Below are 19,370 nucleotides of genomic sequence, written 5' to 3'. Positions count from 1 at the left end.
GCGAGAGTCAACGGCTGAGGTATTCGTCGAGCGTCAGATGCAGCTGCCGGATGCGGGCTTCCTGATAGTTCCCGAGTGTCTGCGCCCCTTTGCGCGAGGCCTTGGCCCCGTCGCGCTGGAGGGCGAGGTTGTCGGTATCCTGATCGAGGATCTCGGCGAGCGCGAAGCCGGGGACGGTGGTGTAGCTGTCCTCGATGCCAAGCCGGATCGGCGTGGCAGGGGCAGGGCGCTCGCCATTGGCGGGGAGCGGCTGGAGCACGAGGATTTCGTGAAGGCATTCGTCCGGCCCCAGCGGACGGAAGCGGTAGCACAGGCGGATGCCGATGCCGGGGAAGAAGAAGGCATTGGGGAAGAGGAAATACTCGATCGAATCCATCATCTCGGTGGTGGAAACGCCCGACAGATCGGTGCCGAAGGCCGCGCCCAGTTCCTCGCGCAGAAGGCGGGCGTGTTCGGCGCGGGCGTTGGCGCCTTCGGGCAGGGCGGCGGGATCGCGGCCGAGCTTGCCGAACAACGTGGCCTCGCTCACCTCCTGCCGGAGATGCGGGCTGGGAAAGCCGATTGCGTGGATGAAGCGCGACACGTGCTTGCCGAAAATGTCGTATTGCGCGTTGGCGTCAGCCGCGGTGTAGACCGCCTGCGCGTGGGTTTCGAGCACGTGGAAGGCCTCGAGGAAGGCCTCCATCGCCATCTTCCAGTTGGCGGGCAGCACCTTTTCGGTGTGCATCGCCACGTAGCGGTCATCCATCGGCCAGAGCTTGAAGTGTTCGGGGATGATTTCGAGCTGCTCGGCGAGCGGCGGGGGGTTTTCGCCCATGTGGATGAACACGAACCCGCCCCAGGTGTCGCAGGCGACTTCGTCGAGGCCGAAGGTCTCGTCGCTGATGTGGGGGAAGTCCCAGCGGCAGGGCACTTCGCGCAAAGTGCCGTCAAGGTTCCAGCTCATCCCGTGGAACGGGCAGCGGATATTGGCACGGCGCACCCCGCGCGAGCCTTCGGACGCGAACTTCATCCCCCGGTGCGGGCAGGAATTGACGAAGGCGCGGATTGCCATGTCCGCCCCGCGCACCACCAGCACCGAATGGTGGCCGACATCGTAGACGTAGCGGTCGCCCGGACCCGGAATATGCTCCTCGCGGCAGGCCCATTGCCATACGTTGGGCCACAGGCGCTCCATCTCCAGATCGTGGAACGCCGGATCGGTGTAGCGCGCGAAGGGCAGGTCTTCATCGCCGAGGAAGGTGTAGGCCTGCGCGCGCATCGGGGCAGGGGGATTGTCCCCGTCGGCATCGAGGATGTCCTGCATCGACGGGCCGGGGCAGCGTGCCTCTCCGGGGGCGAGTGCGGGATCGGCGGGGGCGGTCAGATCGGGCTTGCTCATGCTTGCATCGCCTTACGGTCATAGAGCGGGTCGGCGGGCTTGCGCTGGCCGAGGATGAAGGGCGCAGCCTCCAGCATCGCGTCGGATGCCGGATCATCGCGCAGCCAGTCGACCAGTTCGGAGCGGTAGGCGATCTTCCACACACCCCCGCGCCGTTCGTAGCGATCGACATAGCGGCCCGCGATCACGAGGTCGCGCGCCGCGCCCGCCTCGTCATGCACGCGGTGGTAGGCCTGATAATAGACCTCGCCATAGGCCTCGTCGTCCGAGGTGAAGTCGATCAGATGCTGGCCGAGCATGTGCTGGTTGCGGACATGATCCTTGAGCGCCGCCATACAGAAGTCGGCGAAGTCCGACGGACTGCCGCTGAAGATGCCATATTCGCACCGCGCCTCGGGCCAGAACTGGCTGACCAGCAGCTCGCCGTCCAGCCGGTCGAGCCCGCGCATGTAGAGCGCGGCGAGATCGATGATCGCGAAGCGGTCGTCCGCCCCCGCCATCACGCGATGCTCAAGCCGCCGTCGACGATGAACGGCGCGCCGGTGGCGAACTTGCTTTCGTCGCTGGCGAGATAGACCACCAGATGCGCGATATCATCGACTTCGCCCATCCGGCCGATGGGTTGCGCCACCGAGAAGGCGGCGCGGGTCGCATCGGGATCGGGCGTGCCGGCGATCACGCTTTCCACGTTGGGCGTCAGGATCGTGCCCGGCTGCACCGAATTGACCCGCACCCCGTTCTGCTCGCGCGCGCAATAGAGCGCGATGCTCTTGGTCAGCGTCACCACCGCCGCCTTGGCGCTGTTATAGGCGGCCAGATCGGGCGAGACCTTGTTGCCTGCCGCAGAGGAGAAGTTGACGATCGACCCGCCGCCGCTCTTCGCCATCAGCGGGATCGCTGCCTTGCAGCCCATGAAGATCGAATCGACATCGACCGTGTAGCAGCGCTTGAAATCTTCAGGGCTGATGTCGGCGATGGAGCCGAACACGGTGATCGCGGCATTGTTGACCAGCACGTCGAGCCGCCCGTGGGTGGCCTCGACCTCGGCGATCACCTCCTGCCAGCGCGCCCAGTCGGTCACGTCCTGGTGGATATAGCCGCAGCCGAGCTCTGCCGCCGTGGCGCGGCCCGCCGCTTCATCGATATCGGTGATGATGACAGTCGCACCCTCGGCCAGCAGCGCCTTGGTTGCCGCCTTGCCGAGGCCCATCGCCCCGCCGGTCAGCAACACCACCTTGCCCGAAACCCGTCCTGCCATCGCTCTCTCCCTTGTGTTTGGGAGAGGGCTATCAGCCGGTCAGACCCATCGCCACTGCCAAACCTAAGAAGGCAAAGAAGCCCATCGAATCCGTGATCATGGTCACGAACACGGATGAAGCCACTGCCGGGTCCTGATCCAGCCGTTCGAAGATTACCGGCACCAGCACGCCCGCGAGGCCCGCGACGGCAATGTTGATCACCATTGCCATGGCAATCACCACGCCCATCATCGGGCTGAACAGGAACCCAGCCGCAAGGCCGATCAGCAGGGCGACCGTGCCGCCATTGAGCAGCGCCACGCGGAACTCGCGCCACAGGATGCGGCGGGTGTTCGATCGGGTGAGCTGGTTGGTTGCGATCGCGCGTACGGCCACCGCCATGGTCTGCGTGCCGGCGTTGCCGCCAATGCTGGCGACGATCGGCATCAGCACGGCGAGTGCCACCAGCTCTTCGATCGCCGCCCCGAAGAAGGCGATGATCGAGGAGGCGACCACCGCCGTCCCCAGGTTTGCGATCAGCCAGCGCACGCGCGCGGTATAGGCTTCGCGGATCGGCTCGTTGATGTCGCCGTCGCCCGCGCCGGACAGCAGCAGCGCGTCCTCGCCCGCTTCTTCGGAGATAATGTGGACGATATCGTCCACCGTCATCTGCCCGACCAGCCGCCCGCTTTCGTCCACCACCGCAGCCGAGATCAGCGCGTATTTCTGGAACATCAGCGCCGCTTCTTCCTGATCCATCGTTACCGGGATCAGGGTCTGGTCGCGCTTCATCACGTCGGTCAGCTTGACGTTGCGCGGGGTCGTGAGGATCCACGACAGCGCGCAGGTGCCGACCGGATGGTGGCGCTCGTCGATCACGAAGACTTCGAAGAAATCGTGTTCGAGATCGCCTTCCTCGCGCAGGAAATCGATCAGATTGCCGACCGTCAGATGCTCGGGCACCGCGACGAAATGCCGGCTCATCAATCGGCCAGCGGTTTCTTCCGGATAGGCCAGCGCCGAGGCAACCGCCTCGCGGGTTTCGGGCTCCAGCTCGGCGATCACCGCGCGCTGGTCGGCCTCGTCCAAATCCTCGATCAGCTGCACCGCATCGTCGGTGTCGAGCTGTTCGGCGATGGTGGCGACGGCCTGCGCGGGCAGGGCCTCCATCAGATCTTCGCGGACGTAATCGTTGAGTTCGGCGATGACGTCGCTGGTCATCAGATCGCTGATCGCGCGGGCAAGCTGCGCGCGTTCGGAGCGTTCGAGCAGTTCGATCAGGTCGGCGATGTCGGCGGCGTGGAGCGGTTCGACAAGGTCGTAAACCGCGCCCTTGTCGCCCGCTTCCAGCGCATCGTGCACCGCGCTGACGAAGGACGGCTTGAGCCGGTTTTCCTCGTCGTGGCGTTCATCGTCGACGCGGTCATCCGGACGCACCTCGACCTCTGCCGCTTCGGCAGTCAGCAGGTCTTCATCGAGGATGCGATCGTCGGCCATGATGAGGCGTTTAGGCGGGGAGGGGTGAAAAGCAAGGCTGGAGGGTGACAGGCCTGCTTGGCACGCTATAGAACGCGCCAAATTCCCTCAGGAGATACACAAAATGGCCGAAACCCTCACCTTCACCCTCGATACCGGCGATGGCGAACCCAAGGACGTCGTGATCAAGCTGCGCCCGGACGTTGCCCCCGGCCACGTCGCGCGCATCACCGAGCTGGCGCAGGAAGGCTTCTACGACGGCGTGATCTTCCACCGCGTGATCGCCGGCTTCATGGCGCAGGGCGGCGATCCGACCGGCACCGGCATGGGCGGCAGCGACAAGCCCGACCTTGCAGCCGAATTCAACGCCGAGCCGCACGTCGAAGGCACCTGCTCGATGGCCCGCGCGCAGAACCCGAACAGCGCCAACTCGCAGTTTTTCATCTGCCTCGACGACGCGCGCTTCCTCGACAAGCAGTATACCGTGTGGGGCAATGTGATCAGCGGCATGGAACACGTCCACGCCATCCCCAAGGGCGAACCGCCGCGTGCACCGGGCAAGATCGTCAAGGCGACGGTGGCCTAATTTCTCAGGGGCCTAAATGCGTGATGTGGTGGTTTCTAGGCCGGTTCAGACCCGGCCTTGACCCCCTCTAGACCCCCCTTAGACCCCTGCTAGACCCCCTTTAGGCCAATGTTCCACGTGGAACATTGGCCTTTTCGCGCCCGCACAGGCCGATTGAATGCAGTTCCCAAGGGCGCTATGGGCGGCCCCCTCATGAAACCCTCCGCGCCTCCCCAAACCTATCGGGTCAAGAGCTTCGGCTGCCAGATGAACGTCTATGACGGCGAGCGCATGGCCGAGCTGCTGGGCGAGCGCGGCATCCAGCCTGCGCCGGAAGGTGAAGAGGCGGACCTCGTCATCCTCAACACCTGCCACATCCGCGAAAAGGCGGCGGAAAAGGTCTATTCGGACATCGGCCGGCTGGTCGCTGCGGGCAAGGAGAAGGGCAAGGCTCCGCTGATTGCCGTCGCCGGCTGCGTCGCGCAGGCCGAGGGCGAAGAGATCATGGCGCGCGCGCCTGCGGTGAGCATCGTGGTCGGCCCGCAGGCCTATCACCGCCTGCCGGAAATGCTTGATAAGGCAGCCAAAGGCGAGCGCGCGACCGATACCGACATGCCCGCCATTGCCAAGTTCGATGCGCTCCCCCAGCGCAAGAAGCGCGGGCCGAGCGCCTTCCTGACGGTGCAGGAAGGCTGCGACAAGTTCTGCACCTATTGCGTCGTCCCCTATACCCGCGGCGCGGAAATCTCGCGGCCTTTCAGCCATCTGTTGGCCGAGGCACACAAGCTGGTCGAAGCGGGCGCGAAGGAGATCACGCTGCTCGGCCAGAACGTCAATGCGTGGAGCGGCGAGGATGACAAGGGCCGCAAGACGGGCCTCGCGGGCCTCATCCATGCGCTCGCCAGGATCGATGGCCTTGCGCGCATCCGCTACACCACCAGCCACCCCAACGACATGGACGATGCCCTGATCGCCGCACATGGCGAGGTGGACAAGCTGATGCCTTACCTGCACCTGCCCGTGCAGGCCGGAAACGACCGTATTCTCAAGGCGATGAACCGCCAGCACACCGCGGACAGCTATCTGAAACTGATCGAAAAATTCCGCGCCGCGCGCCCCGATATCGCGCTGTCGGGCGACTTCATCGTCGGCTTCCCGGGCGAGACCGAGGCGGAGTTTCAGGACACCCTCAGCATCGTCGATGAAGTCCGCTACGCCGCGTGCTTCAGCTTCAAATACTCCCCGCGCCCAGGCACCCCGGCCGCGACCATGGACGGCCAGATCGCAGCCGAGGTTATGGACGATCGCCTCCGGCGTCTCCAGCAGCGCATCGGCCATCACCAATACGCCTTCAACCAGGCGAGCATCGGCAAGACCTGTCAGGTCCTCGTCGAACGCACCGGTCGCCACCCCGGCCAATGGCTCGGCAAATCGCCGTGGCTGCAATCGGTGTGGTTCGAAGCGCCTGCTGCAATCGGCGATCTGGTTGAGGTCACCCTCGCCGAGGCCGGCCCCAACTCGCTCAAGGGTCTGGTGCGCGAGACGATGACAGTCTGACGACTATCCACCGTCATTGCGTCGCACCCGGCTTGCTATCCGTCCCGCCCCGCTTACCTTCGCGACTCAAGGGCTAGGGATCGTCCTTCGGCCTGCAAGCAAAGGAACCTATGGGCCGACGACCCTCTCGTGCCGCACACCCGGCGCTCTCGCCCGATCCGCGTGGTATTCCCAACACCCGGCGCGCTCGTGTTGACCTGACGTTCGAGAACCAGGCCCTGCTCGGCCCCTTGTTCGGACAGTTCGACGCCAATCTGGTGCAGGTCGAGAACCGGCTCGGGGTATTCATCCACGCGCGTGGGCATCAGGTGGTGATCGAGGGGCCGGAAGACGACGTCGCCCGCGCCCGCGAAACCTTGAAGACCATGTACGACCGGCTCGCCCGCGGCGAAGCGCTCGATAGCGGGGCGGTCGAAAGCCTCATCGCCATGTCGGCCGAACCCACGCTCGAAGGGATCATCTCGGGCGACGAGGGCGCGCCGCCGATCATGATCCGCACGCGCAAGAAAACCATCGTCCCGCGCTCGGCGACGCAGATCGAATATATGCGCAGCCTGGCCAAGGATGACATCATTTTCGCGCTTGGCCCGGCTGGCACGGGCAAGACCTATATCGCGGTGGCGCAGGCGGTCAGCCAGCTCATCAGCGGCAGCGTGCAGCGCCTGATCCTCTCGCGTCCGGCGGTGGAAGCGGGGGAAAAGCTCGGCTTCCTACCCGGCGACATGAAAGAGAAGGTCGATCCCTATCTGCGCCCGCTCTATGACGCGCTCAACGACTGCATGCCGCCCGAGCAGGTCGAGCGGCGGCTGGCGAACGGCGAAATCGAGATCGCGCCGATTGCCTTCATGCGCGGGCGCACGCTGGCCGACAGCTTCATCATCCTCGACGAGGCACAGAACACCACGCGCGAGCAGATGAAGATGTTCCTCACGCGCTTCGGCCAGAACAGCCGGATGGTGATCTGCGGCGACCCGCGGCAGGTCGACATTCCTGGCGGGCCGAACATGAGTGGATTGAACGATGCCGTGCAGCGGTTGGAAGGTGTCGAAGGCTTCGGCACCATCCGCTTCACCGCCGCCGACGTGGTGCGCCACCCGATCGTGGGCCGGATCGTCGAGGCTTACGAGGGCGAGGGGGCATAAGTTCGGGCTGAGCCATGGGCATTTTCAGCAAATTGTTCGGAAAGAAGCCACATGATCCGGCGCAAGCTTTGATCGATTGGCTTGATACACATCCGCATGTCTGTCGCCGGACCGTGGCCAGCAATTTTGGAGCACAAGACCCGTTCGGCGCGCGCGTCCTAACATGGATCGTAACACGTCCCGATTGTGATCGCGGGACCGCGGCCGAAGCCTTCTGGAAGTCCATGGCGTTTGGCGCGGTCAAAGAAATGTCGAGTCACCGCGAGGATCCAGCAGCAGCGACCCCGTCGCTTGATTTGATTTCGCTGATTAGCGAGCATTGGCGACAAGGCCGCTATGGCCCCGCACAGTTTGGTTGCGAAACTGAAGACTATTGGCAGGAATTCTGCAAGGATCTCCGCAGGTTTCGCTGCAAAGCGAGGGATTTCGATCTGCCTGACGGGATACGTGACCCGATTTCCGGCGAACGATTTTATCAGCAGCGTCCCGTTGATCATCACGAAGGAGACATCTTGGATGATCTGGTCGGAGACGTCTGGGTTTGCGACCGAGCCATCCAGGTGCCCGAATATGGCCTGCCGGCACGAAAGGCGAGGTTGGGTTATTGACCGCAAGAGCTTGCATGGGCCGCAATCCGGGACCAAGCCACCCCTTATGCAACTCGATATCGACATCGAAGATTGGCCCGAAGGCGATTGGGACGCTTTGGCGACCCGCGCGGCGGCTGCGGCAGGGGAGGGCGAGCGGCTGCTCGCCAACCCGCGCCTCGTCGCCAGCGTGCTGTTCACCTCGGACGATGAAGTCCACGCGCTCAATCGCGAATGGCGGCAGCGCGACAAGCCGACCAATGTGCTCTCTTTCCCGATGCTGGAGCGCGAGGAACTCGAAGACCTCACTCCAGATGGCCCGCCCGAAATGCTCGGCGATATCGCGCTTGCCTATGCAACCTGCGCCCGCGAGGCGGCGGAAAAGGGCGTCACGCTTGAGGCCCATGCGACCCATCTGATCGTCCACGGGCTCCTCCACCTTGCCGGTCACGACCATGTCGACAGCGACGAACAGGCCGAGGCGATGGAGGCGCTGGAGACCGCGATACTTGCCAAACTGGGCATCGCTGACCCATATGGCGATGGAAACCACTAGGAGCCCAATCGAAGGCCATGGCCGATTCCCATTCCTCCGCGCCTCAATCGGGAGACGCGGACAGTAGCAGCGGGCTTTGGCCTGCCTTGCGCAAAATGCTCGGGCTCGAAGGGGCGCGCTCCCTTCGCGAACAGCTCGAGGAAGCCATCGACGAGCACGAGGACGAAAACAGCGCTTCGGGCAGCGAGGATAGCGCTGCGGCTGGCGGCGATCTGTCGCGGGCCGAGCGCGAGATGCTGCGCAATCTGCTCCATTTCTCCGAACATGATGCCGATGACGTGGCCGTGCCGCGCGGCGAGATCATCGCGGTCGAAGCCTCGATCAGCTGGGAGGAGATGGTCGCCGCCTTCTCCGAACACGGCCATTCGCGCATGCCGGTCTACCGCGAGACGCTCGATTCCGTGATCGGGATGATCCACATCAAGGATGTGTTCCCGTTCCTCGCCAATGGCACCCTGCCGCCCGAGGACTGGACGACACTGATGCGCCAGCCGCTCTACGTGCCGCAGGCGCGCGGTGCGCTCGATGTGCTGGCCGACATGCGCGCCAACCGCGTGCACCTTGCGATCGTCCTCGACGAATTTTCCGGCACTGACGGCCTCATCACGATCGAGGATTTGGTCGAAGAGATCGTCGGCGAGATCGAGGACGAGCATGACGAAGCCCCCGAAGCGCTGATCGTGCCGATCGGCGAGGGCATGTGGGATTGCGACGCGCGTGCTGAGCTCGACGACGTCGCCGAACTGGTCGATCCGCGCCTCGCCGAAGTCGAGGAAGCGGTCGATACGCTGGGCGGCCTGGCCTTTGTGCTGGCCGAGGCGGTGCCTGCGGTCGGCACGGTGCTCGAACACCCGAGCGGCTGGCGGATCGAAGTGACAGCGGGCGATGAAACCCACGTGACCCGCCTGCGTCTGCACCCGCCGACGCCGGAAGAGGACGTGCAGTAGCTGCAACGCCACAAGCAGGGGCGCATTTTTTCTTCGATTTTTTGCATCCAAAATGCTTTTGGCGCGTATCTCCCGCGACCAAGGAGTTTTGCCATGCCTGTTCGTCGCCTGCCCCCTCTGCGCGCGCTTGAAGCGTTCATGCGAACCGTGCGTCTCGGCTCGGCCCGCGCGGCGGCGGAGGAGATCGGCCTCAGCCCTTCGGCCCTGTCGCGGCGGATCAGCAATCTCGAAGAGTTCGTCGGTAAGAAGCTGTTCACCCGCGCCCGCCAGTCGATGCAACTGACCGACGAAGGGCAGGCGTTCTACGAAGCGGTGAACCCGCACATGGAGGCGCTCGCCCGCGCGGTGGAAAGCCAGTCGGACAATATCGCGCTGCTGCGCCTGCGCCTCGGCGTGCTGCCGATGTTCGGCAGCCAGCGCCTGTTTCCGCGTCTCGGCGAGCTGCGCAAGCGCCACCCGCTGCTGCACATCGATATCGACACTGCGCCGCATCTCGAAGACCGGGTGGGCGATACGCTCGACGCCGCGATCATCCTGTCACGCGGGCCGGCGAGCGGGCTGCATGCAGTGCGGCTCGACCACAATCTCGTCCACGCGATTTGTTCGAAGGACACGGCCCGCGCCATCGGCCCCGACATCACCCCAGAGGCGATGACCAAGCAGACCTTCCTGATCCACAACGAGCTGCCCGAAAGCTTCGTCGCCTGGAAGAAGGCCAATGGGCTCGAGCAGATGGACCCGGCGGCGATCGACCATTACGATTCGGGCGCACTGATGCTTGAAGCTGCCGCGCAGGGGCTGGGCATCGCGATCATGCACGATGATCACCTGCGCCGCGCCAACGACAACCGCCTCACCAATCTCCCCGGACCACCGGTGGAGAGCCCCTATAGCTACTGGTTCGTATGCAAGCCCGTCGCGCTGGAAAGCCGCCCGGTGCGGATCTTCCACGACTGGCTGGTGCGCGCTGGGCTTTAATCCGCCGCCTGATCCTCGACCTTGGGTTCGTAGCGCACCGGGCCAACGGCGTGCGCGAAGGGACGCAGCGGCTTGCCGAGGATCTCGACCAGCGCTTCCTCGATCCGGCGGCGCGATTCCTGGCCGATTTTCTTGCGGCCCGGAAACTCCTCGGGCGAGAAAGGCTCGAGGAAATGTAGCCGCAGCTTGAAGCTGCCCGGACGTGAAAGCACACGCTTGGCGTTGTTGATTCCGCTCTCGACCCCGATCCATCCGATCCATTCGGCCACGGGGCCGTAATCCAGGATCACCGGCTGCACCAGCACGCTCGGCGGGGGCGGTTCGAGCACCGAGAGCATCGAAGTCTTGAACGGCAGCAGCGATTGCCCGTCGGTGGTGGTGCCTTCTGGGAACACCGTCACCGACCAGTTATCGACCAGCGCATCCTTCAGCGCATTGATCTGCTCGGCCACGCCCATGCGGTGTTCGCGCTTGACGAAGACGGTGCGGTTGAGGCTTGCAAGCCAGCCGACCACCGGGGCATCGGCCAGTTCGGCCTTTGCGACAAAGGCGGTGCCGCTTGCGCCTGCCAGCGCGAGGATGTCGACCCACGAAAGGTGGTTGGCGACGTAAAACACATCGCGTTTCAGGTGCGTGCCGATCACCTCGACCCGCGCCCCGCAGACCCTCGCGGCATAGCGCAGGAACAGCATCGGGAAGGGCGAGCCATAGGCGAACACCCGGTAGAGGTAGTGCAGCGGCACGAAGATCGCGATCAGCGCCACCAGCGCCAGCGCCCGCGTGATCAGGTACGCCCATCCGATTGCGGTCAGCGGCGTGCTTTCGCCCCGCGCTGCTGCCTCGCGCAGTTCGGCGTCAGTCATTGCGCGACAGGCGCACGCCGTAGAGTTCCATGCGGTGATCGACCAGCCGGTAGCCCAGCCGCTCGGCAATCTGGCGTTGCAATGCCTCGACTTCCGGATCGACGAATTCGACGACCTTGCCGGTTTCGACATCGATCAGGTGATCGTGGTGCGCTTCGGGCACGGGTTCGTAGCGCGAGCGGCCATCGCCGAAATCGTGGCGATCGAGGATGCCGGCCTCTTCGAACAGGCGCACGGTGCGATAGACGGTCGCAATCGAGATGCGCGGGTCGACCGCAGCGGCACGGCTGTGCAGCAGTTCGACATCGGGGTGATCGTCGCTTTCCGACAGCACCTTCGCGATCACCCGGCGCTGTTCGGTGATCCTGAGGCCTTTCTCGGCGCAAAGTTGTTCGAGATCGATCTTCTGGGTCAAGGATAGCTCCATCGCCACACGCGCGCCCGCCACGGGATACGACGTCATTACAGCAAAGCAGCCTCATCCCTACAGGGACGAGGCTGCTTGCTCAAGCGGGCCGACCGCCCTCTCAACAGGCGAACGGCGCGCCGGGATCAGGCCTTCTTGGCGCGGCCCTTGCGGACGACGGTGCCGGGCTTGCGGCCCAGACCGATCTTCTTGGCAAGATCGCGGCGCGTTTCGGCGTAGTTGGGGGCAACCATCGGATAGTCGGCCGGCAGGCCCCAGCGGGCGCGGTAATCTTCGGGCGACATGTCGTAATTGGTGCGCAGGTAGCGCTTGAGCATCTTGAGCTTCTTGCCGTCTTCAAGGCACACGATGTAATCCGGCTTCACCGAATTGCGGATAGCCACCGCCGGCTGCGGCTTGGCTTCCTCGACCACGACCGTCTCGCCAAGATTGGCGAGGGCGTTGTAGACGTTGGTGATAAGGCCAGGAAGATCGGCGACTGCCACATCATTGTTGCTGACGTGCGCAGCGACAATATCGCTGGTCAGCGTAATAAGCGTTTCTTTCATTTCGAATTCCGGTTGTTGCATGCGAGCCTCGGTTTCGTCGTTCATTGTGCGACGGTTATTGGCCCTTGGGGCAAAGCCGGGGAAATGGCAACTCGTTTGCTTCGCAATGAACCAGTCGTGTGGCGACCGGTTTCAAATCAAATCGTGCGACCGAAAGTAATCGCATCGATTCTTTCGCCATTTTCCATGCGATAATAGTTACGCCGCTCGCCAATCGGTTCGAAGCCGAACTTCAGATAGAGGTGGATCGCCGGATTGCCGCGCCGCATTTCGAGGAAGATGCGGGTGATACCGCGGCCGCGCGCGGCGGCGAACAGGTGTTCGATCAGGGCTGCACCGATCCCGCGCCGCCGTGCCTCCGGGGCGACCGCGATGAGCAGCAACTCCTCTTCGTCGAGCACGTGGCGGCTGAGGACGAAGCCGGCCGGGATCGCTGCGGGGTCTTCATCGGGGATCAGACGGCCTTCGGCATCGATCACCAGTGCCTGCGTGCTGGGCATGGTCAACGCATCGCTGACCTGTCGCCGGTTCCACGCCTCGCCATAGGCCGGGTCAAAGGCGGCAGTCATCACCGCCATGATCCGGTCGATGGTGTCGGCGCGCGCTGTCATGCCTGGTTACGCTCGGCCATCGGGGTGGCATCGGCACCGCGGCCATAAATCGGCGCGAGGTCGCGGGTGAGAAGTTGCTCGGGCACCAGTCGCACCAGCGCGGCATCGGGAAGCAGCGCGATGGCTGTCCGGTCACCACCGAGCATTCCGGTAAATTCCTCCGCGCGGTTGCCGGCAATCACCGCCTGTGCTCCCGCGGTCTGCGCCTGTGCCGGGGTGAGCGAGCGCAGGGCGTTGCCGGGCTTCGCGTCCTCAAAATCCTGCACGAACCATTCGCCGTGGCCGCCGTTCATGCACACGGTGATCGCACTGGCGGGATGCTGCGCGCGGGCCATCGCCGCCACCAGATCAAGGGTCGGGTAGCCGAGCACCTCGGTGCCCCACGCAAAGCCGAGCGCGCGCGCCGTGGCTAGGCCGATCCGCACGCCGGTGAAGCTGCCCGGGCCGAGCGAGACCAGAATGCGATCCGCGCGTCCCTTCCCCGGCAGCGCGCCGATCATCGGCACCAGCGCCTCGGCATGGCCGCGACCGATCACGCGGTGATCATGCGCGATCAGCCCATTGCCCTCGACAAGGGCGATGCTGCACGCTTCGTAGGCGGTTTCGATGGCAAGGGTCCGCATCGCGTCCGCCCTGCCTCAGTGCGGGGGCGGGTGCAAGCGCGATGCGCGCGTCAGGCGATGCGGTTGAAGCGGTCGAAATCGGGGCGGGGCGAGCGATCGAAGATGCTCGCCGGATCACCATAGCCGACCGAGCAGATGAAATTGACCCGGTGGCGCGGCTCATCGGCAAAGAAGGCAGCGTTGACGGCGGCAGGATCAAAGCCCGACATCGGCCCGCAATCCAGCCCCAGCGCGCGCGCGGCGAGCATCAGATAGGCGCCTTGCAGCGAGGAGTTGCGGAACGCCCCTTCCTCACGCCCGGCTTCGTTGCCTTCGAACCAGCTCTTGGCATCGGTATGCGGGAACAGCCAGGGCAGTTCCTCGTGAAAATCGATGTCGTAGCCGATCACCGCGGTGACGGGCGCACCGAGCACCTTGGCCTTGTTGCCTTCCATGACGCAGGCGGCAAGCTTCGCCTTGGCGTCTGCCGATTTGACCCACACGATCCGCGCGGGCTGCATATTGGCCGAGGTCGGGGCCATCTTCACGAGGTTCCAGATGGCGTGCAGCTGTTCGTCCGACACCGGCTTGTCGAGCCAACCGTTGTAGCTGCGTGCCTCGGTGAACAGTTGCGCCAGCGCCTCGGGCGAGAGCGTGTGGTCATGAAATTGCATGGTCATGCGGCGCGCACTTCGGTCACTTCGGGGACGTAGTGCTTGAGCAGGCCTTCGATGCCGTGCTTGAGCGTGGCGGTGCTCGACGGGCAGCCCGAGCACGAGCCTTGCAGAGTCAGATAGACCACGCCGTCGCGGAAGCCGCGATAGGCGATATCACCGCCGTCACCCGCCACGGCAGGGCGTACGCGGGTTTCGAGCAATTCGTTGATCGCGGCGATGACTTCGGCGTCCTCGGGGCGTTCTTCGACCGCAAGGTCTTCCTCGGGCGGGGGAACGGCGATGCCGCTCGCGGTGCCGGGAGTGAACAGCGGCGCTTCGGAAACGAAGTGATCGAGCAGGATGGCGATCACCTGCGGCTTCAAGGCGCTCCAGTCGGCACCCGGCGCAGCGGTGACGCTGACGAAGTCCGCGCCGAAGAACACGTTCACGACCTCGCCCGTGTCGAAGATCGCCTGCGCGAGCGGGCTCGCTTCGGCTGCCTCGGGGGTGGCGAATTCGCGGGTGCCGGCGGCCATCACGGTCTGGCCCGGCAGGAACTTGAGCGCCGCAGGATTGGGCGTGGTTTCGGTTTCGATGAACATGACAGTCCATCTAGGGGTCGGGGACGCAAGCGACAAGGGCGCAATGCCTGCGCCCAACCATTCACTATCGCTTCAGACTTAGCCGCCCTATAAGCCGCGTTATGACGTTGTTCTCCCGCGCTGGCCGCACGCTCGTAGTCCTTCTCGCCCCTGCTGTGCTGCTGCAGCCGGTGCTCGCCCAGCAGGCGACAACGCCGAGGCCAGCGGCTGCCGCACCGGCAGAGGCACCGATCCCGACACCGCGTGCGCTGCAAAGCAAGGAAGAGGCCTGGCTCTATCGCGGCTCGGATGTTCCGGTCGATGAGCAATGGTTGTTCGGTCAGATGAAGAACGGCCTGCGCTACGCCGTGCGTCGCAACGGTGTGCCGCCGCGTCAGGTGGCGATCCGGGTGCGGATCGATGCCGGATCGATGTACGAAACCGACAGCGAACAGGGCTACGCGCACCTGCTCGAACATATGCTGTTCCGCGAGAGCAAGTATCTCGGGCAGGCCGAAGCGATTTCCGCGTGGCAGCGGCTCGGCGCCACGTTCGGTAGCGATGCCAATGCCGAGACCAGCCCGACCCACACCGTCTACAAGCTCGACATTCCCAATATCGACCGCGCCAAGCTGTCGGAGAGCTTCAAGCTGCTTTCAGGCATGATCCGCGAGCCGGTGATCAATGATTCCAATGTCGCTGCCGAACGCCCGATCGTGCTCGCTGAAAAGCGTGAGCGCGGCGGCGCGGGCGAGCGCATGGCGGATCTGACCCGCAAGACCTTCTTTGCCGGTCAGCGCCTTGCCGTGCGCAATCCGATCGGCACCGACGAGACGCTCAAGGCAGCGAGCGGCAAGGCGGTCAAGGCGTTTTACGATCGCTGGTATCGTCCGGAAAACACCGTGATTGTCGTCGCAGGCGATGCCGATCCGATGGTGCTGGCCGGCCTTGTCGAACAGTGGTTCGGCGACTGGAAGGGCACCGGCAAGCCCGGCGTTGCGCCCGGCTTCGGCGATCCCGTCGCCCCCGCTGGCGCGCCTGTTTCGGCTGGCCCTGCCGCACCGATTGGCGAGTTGGCGGTAGGGGTCGAAACCGATCTGCCGCGCAGCCTGACCTATGCGGTGATGCGCCCATGGCGGCCGGTCAATGATACGATTGCCTATAACGAGGGCTTGCTGATCGATGCGGTGGCGCAGGCGATCATCAACCGGCGGCTCGAATCCCGCGCCCGCGGCGGCGGCAGCTTCCTCTACGCGCAGGTCCAGCAGGATGATGTCTCGCGCTCGACCGATGCAACCTTCGTTACCTTTGCGCCGCTCACCGGCGACTGGCAGGCCGCGCTGGCCGATGTCCGCGCAGTGATTGCCGATGCGCTCGCCAACCCGCCGACGCAGGAGGAAATCGACCGCGAGGTGGCCGAGTTCGATGTCGTCTTCGCCAATCAGGTCGAACAGGAAAGCGTTCAGGCCGGCCCGACCCTTGCCGACAACCTCGTCAATGCGGTCGATATCCGCGAGACTGTTGCCGCGCCCGATGTGGTGCTCGGGGTGTTCCGGGGCATGAAGGGACGGCTCAATCCGAAGGAAGTGCTGGCCCGCACTCAGGTCCTGTTCGAAGGCACGGTGACGCGCGCGGTCTATGTCACGCCGACGGCGGGCGAGGCCGATGTGCCGGCGCTGCGGATGGCGCTGACCAAGGAGGCCGTGGTCGATGGCAGCGCCCGGCTTGCCGCGCAGAGCATTTCCTTTGCCGATCTTCCGCCCGTCGGTGCGCCCGGCACTGTTGCAGCGGCGCGGCCGATCGGCGTGCTCGAAGTCGAGCAGATCGAATTCGCCAACGGGGTGAAGGCGCTGCTGTGGGCCAATGACGCCGAGCCCGGCCGTGTCACCGTGCGCGTGCGCTTCGGCGCCGGCCACCGCGCGTTCGACAAGGACAATGCGGTCTACGCCCAGTTGGGCGAGGCGGCACTGGTCGGCTCGGGCATTGGCGAACTTGGCCAGAACGAGATCGACCGGCTGGCGACCGGGCGCAAGCTCGGCTTCGACTTCGGGATCGATGATGCGGTGTTCACGCTCACCGCGCAGACACGGTCGGAAGACGTCAACGATCAGCTCTACCTGTTCGCCGCCAAGCTCGGGATGCCGCGCTGGGACAAGGATCCGGTGCTGCGCGCCAAGGCCGCAGCCGAACTGGCCTACAAGACCTATTCGACCAGCCCCGGCGGGGTACTCAACCGCGATCTCGAATATCTCGTGACCGGCGGCGAGCAGCGCTTTGCCACGCCTGATCCGGCTGCGCTGGCCGCAGCGACGCCCGAAGGCTTCCGCCAGGCATGGGAACCGCTGCTCAAGCAAGGGCCGGTCGAGGTTCTGGTGTTCGGCGAATTCGACAAGGCAGCCGTGGCCGAACAGCTGCGCCTGACCTTCGGCGCGCTTGCCCCGCGCGAGCCGATCCCCTCGAAGATCGCCGCGCGCGTGCCCGGCTTTGCGCCTGCTGCTGACAAGCCTGCGGTGGTGACCCACCGCGGCGATGCCAACCAGGCCGCCGCCGTGGTCGCCTGGCCGAGCGGGGGCGGGGTCGCGAGCCTGCGGGAGAGCCGCCAACTCGAAATCCTCACGCAGCTGTTCAACAACCGCCTTCTCGATGCCCTGCGCGAGCGGGCCGGGGCAAGCTATTCGCCGCAGGTCTTCTCGAGCTGGCCGACCGATCTTGCCAGCGGCGGGCGCATCACGGCCCTCGCGCAGCTCGAGCCGGAATTCGTGCCGGTCTTCTTTGCCGAGGCGGACCGCATCGCAAAGGATCTCGCGGCCAATCCGCCGACGGCAGACGAGTTGGCGCGGGTGACCGAGCCATTGGCGCAGATGATCCGCCGCGCATCGACCGGCAACCAGTTCTGGCTCTATAACCTCGAAGGCGCGACCAGCGATCCGCAGCGTGTGGCGCTGCTGCGAACTCTGCTCGCGGACTATTCGCAGACCAGCCCGCAGGCGATGCAGCTTCTTGCCGATCGCTATTTCGCCAAGAGCGCGCCGTTCCGTCTGGCGGTCATTCCTGAAGGCCAGACCCTCGCGCAGTTGCCCAGCGGAGGGGCAGCCTCCATGCTTGGCGCAGGGCGGTGAACGCGACGGACTGATCGGCGCGGCCGCTGAGAGTGGCCGGGAAATAAAGTTGTGCTGCGCGGCATTGCCGCTTTACAATTCAATCGCGCCTCCTGTAGCGGGCGCCCCCGCGCCTTTCGCGCGCGGATCGTGGAATGAAAGAGTGTGATCGTGGCTGAGACCTGGACCCCGGAAAGCTGGAAGGCCTTCGAAGCGCGCCACCTGCCGCATTACGAGGATGCGGCCGAGCTGGCCGATGCCGAAAAGACCCTGTCCTCCTATCCGCCGCTCGTGTTCGCGGGCGAGGCGCGGGCGCTTAAGGCTGATCTGGCGGATGTCGCGAACGGCCACGGCTTCCTGCTCCAGGGCGGGGATTGCGCGGAAAGCTTTGCCGAATTCCACCCCAATAACATCCGCGATACCTTCCGCGTGATCCTGCAGATGGCGGTCGTGATGACCTTTGCCAGCAAGCGTCCGGTTGTGAAGGTCGGGCGGATGGCCGGCCAGTTCGCCAAGCCGCGCTCCTCGCCGACCGAGACCATCGGCGATGTCACCCTGCCGAGCTACCTGGGCGACAATATCAACGGGATCGAGTTCGATCCGGTCAGCCGTCGCAATGATCCGGCGCGGATGGTGCGCGCCTATTCGCAGGCTGCCGCGACGCTCAACCTGCTGCGCGCCTTTGCCGGCGGCGGCTATGCCAACCTGCGGCAGGTGCATCAGTGGACGCTCGACTTCATGGGCCGTACCCCGTGGGCCGAGAAGTTCAGCGAGATGGCCGACCGCATCGGCGAAGCGCTCGATTTCATGGAGGCCTGCGGGGTCGATCCCGGCACCGTGCCGCAGTTGAAGGGCACCAGCTTCTACACCAGCCACGAGAGCCTGCTCCTGCCCTACGAGCAGGCGATGACCCGTCGGGATTCGCTCACCGGCGATTGGTATGCGACCAGCGCCCACATGCTGTGGATCGGCGATCGCACCCGCTTCCTCGGCAGCGCGCATATCGAATTCGCGCGCGGGATCGGCAATCCGCTCGGCATGAAGTGCGGGCCGAGCCTCGAGCCGGACGCGCTGCTGCGGCTGCTCGACGACCTCAACCCGAATCGCGAGGCCGGGCGCATCACGCTCATCAGCCGCTACGGCCATGACAAGGTCGAGGACGGCCTGCCCAAGCTGGTGCGCGCGGTGCAGCGCGAAGGGCATCCGGTGGTGTGGAGCTGCGACCCGATGCACGGCAACGTCGTGAAGTCCGATACCGGCTTCAAGACGCGGCCGTTCGACCGCATCCTGCGCGAGGTGAAGGGCTTCTTTGCGGTCCACCGCGCCGAAGGCTCGCATCCCGGCGGCATCCATATCGAGATGACCGGGCAGGACGTGACCGAGTGCGTCGGCGGGGCTGTGGCGATTACCGAGGAGCGTCTTGGCGACCGCTATCACACCCATTGCGACCCGCGCCTCAATGCCGAACAGTCGCTCGAGCTGGCGTTCCTCGTGGCGGAAATGCTCAACGAGGCGGCTGGTGTCCGCGCCGACGAGGTCAAAGCCAACGCCGCGTGA

The 19,370-nt window shown here is 65.0% G+C and carries 20 protein-coding genes; 9 read left to right on the top strand and 11 right to left on the bottom strand.

Going from position 1 to position 19,370, the window contains the following annotated elements; genetic code table 11:
* Positions 1-7: 7 nt before the first annotated feature.
* Genes BG023_RS11710 through mgtE form a run of 4 tightly spaced genes read right to left on the bottom strand, consistent with a single transcriptional unit; the run spans position 8 to position 4,116 of the window.
* Complete coding sequence (locus tag BG023_RS11710) at positions 8-1,381, bottom strand: aromatic ring-hydroxylating dioxygenase subunit alpha (protein WP_069310616.1); 1,374 nt, start codon at positions 1,379-1,381, stop codon at positions 8-10.
* Positions 1,378-1,881, bottom strand: coding sequence for a nuclear transport factor 2 family protein (locus BG023_RS11705; protein WP_069310615.1), 504 nt, complete (start codon positions 1,879-1,881; stop codon positions 1,378-1,380). Before BG023_RS11705 ends, BG023_RS11710 begins: the two co-directional genes overlap by 4 nt.
* Positions 1,881-2,639 (bottom strand): glucose 1-dehydrogenase, encoded by a 759-nt coding sequence (locus tag BG023_RS11700; RefSeq protein WP_069310614.1) that lies wholly within the window; start codon positions 2,637-2,639, stop codon positions 1,881-1,883. Before BG023_RS11700 ends, BG023_RS11705 begins: the two co-directional genes overlap by 1 nt.
* A 31-nt stretch (positions 2,640-2,670) precedes the next feature.
* Positions 2,671-4,116: a magnesium transporter gene (gene mgtE, locus BG023_RS11695; protein WP_069310613.1), complete on the bottom strand. Its 1,446-nt coding sequence runs from the start codon at positions 4,114-4,116 to the stop codon at positions 2,671-2,673.
* A gap of 103 nt (positions 4,117-4,219) precedes the next feature.
* On the opposite strand from mgtE, the gene BG023_RS11690 reads away from it, so the two are divergent.
* The 7 genes from BG023_RS11690 to BG023_RS11660 all read left to right on the top strand — a co-directional run bounded on the left by BG023_RS11690 (position 4,220) and on the right by BG023_RS11660 (position 10,427).
* The gene (locus tag BG023_RS11690; RefSeq protein ID WP_069310612.1) at positions 4,220-4,681 is read left to right on the top strand and encodes a peptidylprolyl isomerase; all 462 of its coding nucleotides are present in this window, start codon (positions 4,220-4,222) and stop codon (positions 4,679-4,681) included.
* A 192-nt stretch (positions 4,682-4,873) separates the two neighbouring features.
* Positions 4,874-6,217: a tRNA (N6-isopentenyl adenosine(37)-C2)-methylthiotransferase MiaB gene (miaB, locus tag BG023_RS11685; protein ID WP_069311291.1), complete on the top strand. Its 1,344-nt coding sequence runs from the start codon at positions 4,874-4,876 to the stop codon at positions 6,215-6,217.
* A 110-nt stretch (positions 6,218-6,327) separates the two neighbouring features.
* Positions 6,328-7,359 (top strand): PhoH family protein, encoded by a 1,032-nt coding sequence (locus tag BG023_RS11680; protein WP_069310611.1) that lies wholly within the window; start codon positions 6,328-6,330, stop codon positions 7,357-7,359.
* A 14-nt stretch (positions 7,360-7,373) separates the two neighbouring features.
* Positions 7,374-7,967 carry a DUF4274 domain-containing protein gene (locus BG023_RS14770; RefSeq protein ID WP_150122867.1) on the top strand — a complete coding sequence of 198 codons (594 nt, stop codon included), beginning with the start codon at positions 7,374-7,376 and terminating at the stop codon, positions 7,965-7,967.
* Positions 7,968-8,013: 46 nt separating this feature from the next.
* Complete coding sequence (ybeY, locus tag BG023_RS11670; protein WP_069310609.1) at positions 8,014-8,502, top strand: rRNA maturation RNase YbeY; 489 nt, start codon at positions 8,014-8,016, stop codon at positions 8,500-8,502.
* Positions 8,503-8,519: 17 nt separating this feature from the next.
* Positions 8,520-9,449, top strand: a complete 930-nt coding sequence (locus BG023_RS11665) for a hemolysin family protein (RefSeq protein ID WP_069310608.1) — start codon at positions 8,520-8,522, stop codon at positions 9,447-9,449.
* A 93-nt stretch (positions 9,450-9,542) separates the two neighbouring features.
* Entirely contained in the window at positions 9,543-10,427 is an 885-nt protein-coding gene (locus BG023_RS11660) for a LysR substrate-binding domain-containing protein (protein ID WP_083234673.1), read from the top strand.
* Here BG023_RS11660 and BG023_RS11655 read toward each other — a convergent pair.
* The 7 genes from BG023_RS11655 to BG023_RS11625 all read right to left on the bottom strand — a co-directional run bounded on the left by BG023_RS11655 (position 10,424) and on the right by BG023_RS11625 (position 14,736).
* Positions 10,424-11,290 carry a lysophospholipid acyltransferase family protein gene (locus BG023_RS11655; protein WP_069310607.1) on the bottom strand — a complete coding sequence of 289 codons (867 nt, stop codon included), beginning with the start codon at positions 11,288-11,290 and terminating at the stop codon, positions 10,424-10,426. The genes BG023_RS11660 and BG023_RS11655 overlap by 4 nt on opposite strands.
* Complete coding sequence (locus tag BG023_RS11650; protein ID WP_069311290.1) at positions 11,283-11,705, bottom strand: Fur family transcriptional regulator; 423 nt, start codon at positions 11,703-11,705, stop codon at positions 11,283-11,285. Before BG023_RS11650 ends, BG023_RS11655 begins: the two co-directional genes overlap by 8 nt.
* A gap of 137 nt (positions 11,706-11,842) precedes the next feature.
* Positions 11,843-12,286 carry a MucR family transcriptional regulator gene (locus tag BG023_RS11645; protein WP_069311288.1) on the bottom strand — a complete coding sequence of 148 codons (444 nt, stop codon included), beginning with the start codon at positions 12,284-12,286 and terminating at the stop codon, positions 11,843-11,845.
* Positions 12,287-12,402: 116 nt separating this feature from the next.
* A complete protein-coding gene (locus BG023_RS11640) occupies positions 12,403-12,876 on the bottom strand; it encodes a GNAT family N-acetyltransferase (RefSeq protein WP_069310606.1) in 474 nt (157 codons plus the stop codon).
* A complete protein-coding gene (gene tsaB, locus BG023_RS11635; RefSeq protein WP_069310605.1) occupies positions 12,873-13,499 on the bottom strand; it encodes a tRNA (adenosine(37)-N6)-threonylcarbamoyltransferase complex dimerization subunit type 1 TsaB in 627 nt (208 codons plus the stop codon). The genes BG023_RS11640 and tsaB overlap by 4 nt, the downstream gene beginning before the upstream one ends.
* 50 nt (positions 13,500-13,549) lie before the next feature.
* Positions 13,550-14,158: a malonic semialdehyde reductase gene (locus tag BG023_RS11630; RefSeq protein ID WP_069310604.1), complete on the bottom strand. Its 609-nt coding sequence runs from the start codon at positions 14,156-14,158 to the stop codon at positions 13,550-13,552.
* A complete protein-coding gene (locus BG023_RS11625) occupies positions 14,155-14,736 on the bottom strand; it encodes a NifU family protein (protein ID WP_069310603.1) in 582 nt (193 codons plus the stop codon). Before BG023_RS11625 ends, BG023_RS11630 begins: the two co-directional genes overlap by 4 nt.
* A 101-nt stretch (positions 14,737-14,837) precedes the next feature.
* On the opposite strand from BG023_RS11625, the gene BG023_RS11620 reads away from it, so the two are divergent.
* Both BG023_RS11620 and BG023_RS11615 read left to right on the top strand, forming a co-directional pair.
* On the top strand, positions 14,838-17,834 hold the full coding sequence (locus BG023_RS11620) for a M16 family metallopeptidase (RefSeq protein ID WP_069310602.1): 2,997 nt from the start codon (positions 14,838-14,840) through the stop codon (positions 17,832-17,834).
* Between the two features lie 150 nt (positions 17,835-17,984).
* A complete protein-coding gene (locus BG023_RS11615) occupies positions 17,985-19,370 on the top strand; it encodes a class II 3-deoxy-7-phosphoheptulonate synthase (RefSeq protein WP_069311287.1) in 1,386 nt (461 codons plus the stop codon).

It is taken from the genome of Porphyrobacter sp. LM 6, from assembly GCF_001720465.1.
Lineage (GTDB): Bacteria > Pseudomonadota > Alphaproteobacteria > Sphingomonadales > Sphingomonadaceae > Erythrobacter.
Note: the sequence above shows the minus strand (reverse complement) of the source record. Positions and strands in the feature narration are given on the sequence as shown.